The sequence below is a fragment of the Trichothermofontia sp. genome (assembly GCF_053493415.1).
The window spans coordinates 1-7,500 of sequence record NZ_JBRCAD010000008.1; the positions used below are offsets into that span (position 1 = coordinate 1).

A 7,500-nucleotide genomic window follows, 5' to 3' on the forward strand; every position below is an offset into this window, starting at 1 on the left:
ACAAAGCTGCTTCAAGATCAATTTGACAAGCTTCGGGAATGAGGCTATCATAGAACATCATTTTTTATTTGTTAGAGGACAGAATACTGCATTCTGTCCCTTTTTTCCATCGCTTAACCTAACTTTCAACACTTCTGAGTACCACCATGTTTCCAACGATCGCCACTGGGCACGCGATAAAACTTATCAAAAATATAGGGTAATTCAGTCTTGGGAATTTCACTGCCTGTATTAATCACGGCAATTTTAATAGTATCCAGTGTTGTGGATAACTGCACTTTAATTTGTCCCTCCGGTGGGGTATATTTACACGCATTGTTGATTAATTCTGAAATAGTCCGCTCCAAGATTTGCGGATCAGATATCACAACTGGAATGTCTTTCCCTAGGTCAAGTTGTAAGGTTTGCTGCTGTCGATTAACCCGCTCCTGGAAGTTGGCAACCCACTGGGACAAGCATAGTTCTAAATCGATTGGTACTAGGGTGGGCAATGCGGTTCCCGCTTCTAAACGTGCCAGATCGAGTAAATCATTGACGAGGTTAAGTTCTTGGTGATACTGCGCCTGCATAATGTCTAAATACTGGAGGGCACGATCGGGCTTAATGCGTAAGGTTTCTGCCTGATCGCTGAATAGTCCGGGTTGTTGTAAAAAGAGTTGCAACATTTTTAAGGCACTATTCATATTGGCAAGGGGAGTGCGTAACTCGTGGGAGACTGTACTTAAAAAGTCATCCTTGAGTTGGTTGAGTCGTTCTAACTCCTGAACTTGGGTTTGAGATGCCTGGTAAAGCCGTGCCTGCCGAAGGGCGATCGCGCACTGGTTAGCCACTTGTTGCACAAGGCGAATTTCTGGCTCAGTAAAGCCATAGTTCGGTTCATTAATAACCCATAAATCCCCCAAAACTCCCTGGTCATTTTGCATCGGACAGGCCAGAGTGGCAACTCGTCCCCGCTGTGGGTAGGGGGATAAACTACAGTACTGAAAATATTGTCCTGCTAACAGTTGACGATATCCAATCGGAAAATTTTGCATCCGCATGGTGTAGTTACGGAAGGGTTTGGCAAAGGTCGTGTATTCATATTTAATAGTAGATGTTTGGGCCTCCAGATCGTATAAGGCCGTATTACAGCCCCGCGCCCCCAGGGCTAGAGCTAGGGCTTCAACCGCCGTTTGTAGGATTTTAGCCTCGTCTAAACTATCACGGACTTGATCTGTAATCTGCTTCAACGTCGCTTCAAACTCAAAGGCTTGCTGTAATTGCTGGGTTCGCTCCTGTACCTCTGCTTCCAAATGTACATTAAATTGTTGGACGGTTTGATAAAGTTCTGATTGTTTAATAACGAGCGCAATTTGGTCTGCTAATTGGACCAGGAGTTCAATTTCCGTAGTGTGCCACTGGCGCGGCTTGGCACACTGGTGTACAACTAACACCCCCCACAATGTATTGCTTGACGGAGCTGCCGCTGATGGCATCAAGATCGGAACAATTAACTTGCTCCGCACAGCCCATTGGGCTAAAAGTTCAACCCAACAAGGACTAAGCTCCAGATCCGGAGCATGGATATCGGCGATCGCGTGGACTCGGCCTTGGCGGTATAAATCCTGATAATCCGCCGGAAAAACACTTGCGGCAAAAGACTCACCCAAGATCTGGGGATAGTCAGGAATGACGGCTTCGGCAATGACAGTCCCACTGCCATCCATCCTGAGTTGATAAATGAGGGCACGATCGGCCTGGAGGAGTCGCTGAATTTCCGTGACCGTCGTATGCAAAACCTCCGGCAGGTCTAGGGATTGTCGAATATGCTGGGTAATCGTGGCGATCAGACGCTCATGCTCAATCCGTTTTTGGAGGGCTTGTTCCGCCTGTTTGCGATCGCTCACATCAACCCCAATACCCCAAGCAAACCAGCCACGAATTGGAAATTCTTCAGAGAGATTAGACCAGGAAATTGTCTTTTTCTGGCCATTTTTACAGGTAATTTCCCACTCCCAATTGCGATAATTATTGCCACGCTCTCGCCAGAGCCTCATCATGCTTTCTCTGTAGTTGGTATCTGGATAAAGCCATGTAAATGCCTCAGGATTATGGAGCATTTCCTGAGCGCTATAGCCAGTCACCCGCTCACACTCTTGGTTCCAGACAATTAATTGCCCATTGTCATCTAGAGCATCTAACATAACGGGCATATGATCGAGGATATGACGCAGACATTCTTCACGCTTCTGTAGGGCTAACTCAGCTTGCTTAAGGTCAGTAACATTACAGGCAACTACGAGGACTGTAGCGACCGCACCATCGGCTGCAAACTCTGGGACTAATCGGGCTGACCAGTATTGGGGCTTGCCTTCGTGTGTAAAGGTATACTCTATTTGTTGCTCTTGCTGGGTTGTGAAGACCCGATCGATACTCGTGTTCCAGGTCGTCAGAAAATTGACTGGCAATGACAATTCTTCGCTAGTTCTGTTGATCAATTCAGTTACTTTAATTGGCAATATTTTTTCAATATAGGAATTAATATAGAGAAACTCATATCGAGGGTTACTGTGAGATTGATCTGAAAGCTGTGGTGCGAGGCGAGCAACAATATGAGGGATATTTTCTAACAATGATTTAAGATCTTGATTTTGACGTAGGTAGGGCTGTTCGCTTTCTGTGTGATCGTCACCGTCTTCTCTCGTGGTTTGGGGGCAGGCGGGCGGATTGAGTGGGGCGAGCATTTGTGCCCAAGCATGACTGAGGGCGTTAATTTCTGTAATGGCACTGCTCGGATAAATACGCTGCTTATCCCTGCCAAGACCACCGTGACTGGATACGACGTAACTGGCTTGAATCAGTTGGCGCAAGGGAGCAGCGAGATGGTGACTGAGCCAGACCCCTAACGCACCCGTAGCAAGAACCGTGACTAGGCTGGCCACCCCAAGGTGGATGCGGCAGTTAGCAATCTGGGCCTGGAAAAGGGCAGCGGCGAGGCGATCGGTCTCTGGCAATTGCAACTGGGCCAAGGTGGCTTGGATCGCCTGCTGGTGAATATGCCAAGCCAACCCTTCCAATAACGCAACCAGCCCTAGCGATAGCAGGATAAACGGAACCGTCAGCACCACTTTAAGGGGTAGTCGTCCCACGAGTCGTAGGAGCCACGCTTGCAACCTAGTACCCAATTGCAGCCGGTGTTGCCGAACAGACACAACCACGATCCTTCCAATGCAATGGTGACTTCAGCCCCCACGCCACGATCCGTAACGCAGACTCTTATAGAATAACCCGTGATTTTCCGGGCTACCGCAGTTCCTAGCGAGTATCTCCCCTCAGACGTCCATCTCAAATACGCGTGAGGTTGCTCCCCGCTGCCTGAACGGGTTCACCCAACCGGGTGAGCTATCACAACCGTCTTGGGGGGCGTCATCCCCCCACCTCCCCAGCCACACTAAACCTAGACACGCCAGATAGACCAACCGTGGTTATCGACCTGCAAGGGGGTCATTATGAAACACCAACACCTCGCTGCCCTGACCCTTTCAAGCCTACTCCTACTAGGGGGGACAACCGCTGCCCGCGCCGAGCAACTGGCCGCCCGCCCTGCCCTGAGTCCTATGCCCACACCGACAGCCACAGGCGTTCTGGAAGGGTCCCTGGGTTATCCCAGCGATCTGATCCCACGCTTGGTCGTCTGTGCGGAAAATATCGCCAGCGGCGATCGCTACTGTACCGACACCCGCCTTGAGGCCGATCGCTATACCCACGGGGTGGGATATCGCCTGAGCGTTCCAGTCGGGACCTATCACGTGTTTGCCTGGGAAGGCCAGATGCACGCCTACTACTCACCTGCGGTCGCCTGTGGGCTGAAACTGGAATGCACGGATCACCAACCGCTGCCGGTTACAGTCCTGGCGGGGCAAACGACGGGTGGCATTGACCCGATCGACTGGTTTGGGAATCTGCCCAGCCCGATCGCCGATCAGTCCTTCCCGATCCTCCCCCTGCTCAGCCAGGAGCCGTAACATGAAGGGGAAATTAGTCCATATCGATCGCAACGACAACCACCGTAATGTTATCGCGCCCGCCATTCTCCTTCGCGGCCTCCACTAGGGCTTGGGTAACCTTTTCGCACGATCGAATACTTTTCAAGTGGTGGGCAATCATCGTATCCGGCAACTCTTCCGTCAAACCATCGCTGCACAGTAACAGCCGATCGCCCGGTTGTAGCTCCAGGGCATTGATATCAATTTGCCGTAAATCCGCCCGTCCTAAACATTGGGACAGCACATGTCGCCAGGGATGGGTTCGCGCCTGGGCCGGGGTAATAGTCCCCACCCGCAAGGCCCGTGCCACCCAGGTGTGATCCTCCGTTAACTGTTCCAACCTGGCCCCGCGCAGTCGGTAAAGCCGCGAATCCCCAATGTGGGCACACCAGACCTCATCCCCCCGAAAAATCAAGGTCAGTGCCGTGGTCCCCATATCCGCCCGCTCCGGATGTTCCCGTTGATCTTGCAAAATTGCCCGATTCGCCTTCAAAAAAGCGGCCTTCAGCAACATATAGGAAGACTCAGGCGACTGCCAATGCTCCTCCAGATATTCGCGGATAATATCGATCGCCAGCCGGCTGGCCTCCTGTCCCCCCGCATGCCCCCCCATACCATCCGCCACAATAAAATAGCGGCCTGTTGGGTCATCCACGTAGAAAGCATCCTGATTCACCGATCGCAGAACCCCAACATCGGTTAATCCGGCAAAGACAAGCTTCAGGGGAAGGGAAGTAGACTCAGACACGGTGGCTCACTGGCTTGATTGAGGAATTTACATCATACGTTCCAACCGATCCAACCGCAGCAGCAACCGGATCAGCGCCACCGCCGCCGCAATCGCCGCGATTGCAGGCAACAGGGCTAACCAGACGTATTGATTCACCAATAGGATAGTCGCAGATAGGGTGAATGCGCCAATCAGTAACGTGTAGTTCGTCCCCAGATAAACATTGCTTAAGCGTCGCAACATGCGATCGGTTTCCGTCGATCGTACCCGCACTCGGATATCGCCCCGTTCGAGCTTATCAAGGGTTTCTTCAATGCGGCGGGGGAGGCCCAAGGCCGTATTACTCACCTGGGCGGCCTGCCGTCCTAACTCGTTAAATAAGCTATTGGTGGGACTGCTATTGTTGCCATCAGCCATAAGTTTCATTGCAAAGGGTTTTGCAACCTCCATAAAATTAAAATCCGGATCAAGTCCCTTGCCTACCCCCACCAGGGTCGAAAAAGCCCGCATGACAAAGGTAAACGTTGCGGGGAAGCGGAAGGGCTGATCGTAGGCAATTTCGTATAGATCATCAATAATCTCATCCACCGACTGGTTCTCAAAAGGCTGATCCATGAAGTGATCGAGCATATACTGCACCGAGCGCCGTACCGGCCCCATATCGTCTACAGGGGCTAAGGCTCCTAACTCAATCAGCGATACAACGACGCGATCGCCATCCTTCTGGGCAATGCCGAACAGCGTATCCATAAGCTTTTCGCGCACATCGGTGCGAATTCGGCCCATCATGCCAAAGTCATAAAAAATCAGGGCACCGTCTGGATCGACCGCCAAATTACCGGGGTGAGGATCGGCATGGAAAAAGCCATTGGTCAACAGTTGATGGAGATAGGCTTTCGCCCCCAGTTGGGCAAGGCGGGTGCGATCGAGTCCTGCTGCCTCTAGGGCTTCGTAGTGGCTGATTTTAATCCCTGGGACATACTCCAGGGTGAGGACTTGGGGGGAGGTATAGCGCCAAAACACGCGGGGAACCCGCACCCAGTCAACCCCCCGGAAATTACGCCGAAAGGTATCCGCATTGCGCCCCTCATTCAGGTAGTCAATTTCCTCCCAGAGAATACGGCAACATTCCTCGTAGATCCCCAGCCAGTCCCGCCCGCGTCCCCAGTCAGGATGATTCTGGAAATAGCGAGCGATGCCCTTGAGAATTTGGAGGTCGATCGTAAACAGTTGCCGCAACCCTGGCCGCTGCACCTTGATCACCACCTCCTCGCCGGAATGGAGTTGGGCCTTGTGGACTTGGCCCAAGCTGGCAGCCGCAATGGGAATCGGATCAAAATTGCGGAATAATGCCTGAATCGATTTGCCCAGATCATGCTCGATAATGGCCTCTACCTGCTCGTAGCTGAAGGCAGGGACCTGATCTTGTAACTTGGCCAACTCATCGACATATTCATTGGGGAAGAGATCGGCACGGGTGGAAAATAGCTGCCCCACCTTAATAAAGGTGGGTCCCAAGTCTAGTAGCGACTCTCGTACCCAGACAGCCTGCCGTTGGCGGCGGCGACGTTGCTTCTCCTCCGTGACCCCACCGGGATAGCTCCAGGGTTTGTTGTTGAGCCACAGTCCCCCCAGGAACTTCAGCACAAAGGCCCAAATATCGACAAACCGCCGTTGCTGTGAATATCGCGCCCGGTTCCAACGGTAGTTGCGGCCCCCTGACACCTTCTCCCGACGCCCACGATTCCCGGCGGTTTCCCGATGCGCATCCCGCCCACTGCCAGCCTGGGGAAACGATTGAATCTGATTATCGGCCTCAGAAAGCACAGACACTCGGTTTCCTAATTGTGTAATGTTTGCCTATTGCCAATAACGGGAGCGATCCCACTGTGACGAGCTTATGCGGAGAACGCGAGCGTTGGGGCAGTGGCCCCGTGCACCGCAGGGACTCAATCGCTGACGGCGAACACGATCGCACCCAGTCTCTTGCCCGTACAGCCCTTGCCTATCCCTACCCGACCGGGAGTGTTCGAGGGTCAAGGCGTCCAGGCACATTGGGGCTAGCGTCCACCCCACGCCCTAGACCAGCCCCTGCGACGTTACCCCGCCCCCGCCGCCGGTGAGCCAGCCTAGTGAGTCTGACGGTATTGCTGCAACGCCGAGCGTACCTGGGCAACTTCTGCCCGCAGATCATCGATCGTCGTTTGGAGGTCCGATGCAACCCCGGTTGCCCCCATTGTCTCGGAGCGAGATCGTCCCTGAAGGGCAAGATCTTCCTCACGTTGCGCCCGCTCCAGGACCTCATCGGTTAATTGGCGCAAACGTTCGCGTTGCTCCGCGTCAAACTTACCCAGGTTGCTGATCGCATCGGTTAGCGTCGCCTCGACCTGCTCGGCGATCGTCTCGGCGATCGCCCGCCCCACAAAGAACGCGTGAATGAGGGAACTGCTCATGCAAAGTTTTATAACAACATTTCGTATCAAATTATAACGTTTTTATTGAGCATCCCGGCGATCGCTTAGGAAAGTTCCTCCTGGGGAGTCTGGCGCGATTCTGGCAGCGGGACTGCCGGGGCCGGGGCTTCTTGGCCAGCCGTATTCGGCACAGACAGGGGTTCTGGGGCCGGGAAGGCAGGTTCGCCGCCCGCAGGGGATGGTTCACCGTCGGCAGGTGCTGGTGCCGCCGCCGGGACACTGGGTGACGGGGCGGATTCTGACAAGGGCGGCACGGCGGGGGATGGAAAAC

5 protein-coding genes and 1 pseudogene are annotated in these 7,500 nt (G+C 53.3%); 1 reads left to right on the forward strand and 5 read right to left on the reverse strand.

All coding sequences use genetic code 11. From position 1 onward, the window contains the following. Nucleotides 1–125 precede the first annotated feature (125 nt). The gene (locus tag ACWIUF_RS00705; protein ID WP_448570251.1) at nt 126–3,191 is read right to left on the reverse strand and encodes a sensor histidine kinase; all 3,066 of its coding nucleotides are present in this window, start codon (nt 3,189–3,191) and stop codon (nt 126–128) included. Between the two features lie 297 nt (nt 3,192–3,488). Between ACWIUF_RS00705 and ACWIUF_RS00710 the strand changes: the two genes are divergently transcribed. Next, nucleotides 3,489–4,004, forward strand: coding sequence for a hypothetical protein (locus ACWIUF_RS00710; protein WP_448570252.1), 516 nt, complete (start codon nt 3,489–3,491; stop codon nt 4,002–4,004). A 13-nt stretch (nt 4,005–4,017) separates the two neighbouring features. Here ACWIUF_RS00710 and ACWIUF_RS00715 read toward each other — a convergent pair whose 3' ends face one another. The 4 genes and pseudogenes from ACWIUF_RS00715 to ACWIUF_RS00730 all read right to left on the reverse strand — a co-directional run. Then, nucleotides 4,018–4,773 (reverse strand): Stp1/IreP family PP2C-type Ser/Thr phosphatase, encoded by a 756-nt coding sequence (locus tag ACWIUF_RS00715; RefSeq protein WP_448570253.1) that lies wholly within the window; start codon nt 4,771–4,773, stop codon nt 4,018–4,020. 27 nt (nt 4,774–4,800) lie between these two features. Continuing rightward, nucleotides 4,801–6,588, reverse strand: coding sequence for an ABC1 kinase family protein (locus tag ACWIUF_RS00720; protein WP_448570254.1), 1,788 nt, complete (start codon nt 6,586–6,588; stop codon nt 4,801–4,803). 296 nt (nt 6,589–6,884) lie between these two features. Beyond that, on the reverse strand, nt 6,885–7,208 hold the full coding sequence (locus ACWIUF_RS00725) for a DUF6825 family protein (RefSeq protein WP_448570255.1): 324 nt from the start codon (nt 7,206–7,208) through the stop codon (nt 6,885–6,887). A 65-nt stretch (nt 7,209–7,273) separates the two neighbouring features. Then, nucleotides 7,274–7,500 (reverse strand): annotated as a pseudogene (locus ACWIUF_RS00730) (hypothetical protein); the annotation flags it as partial.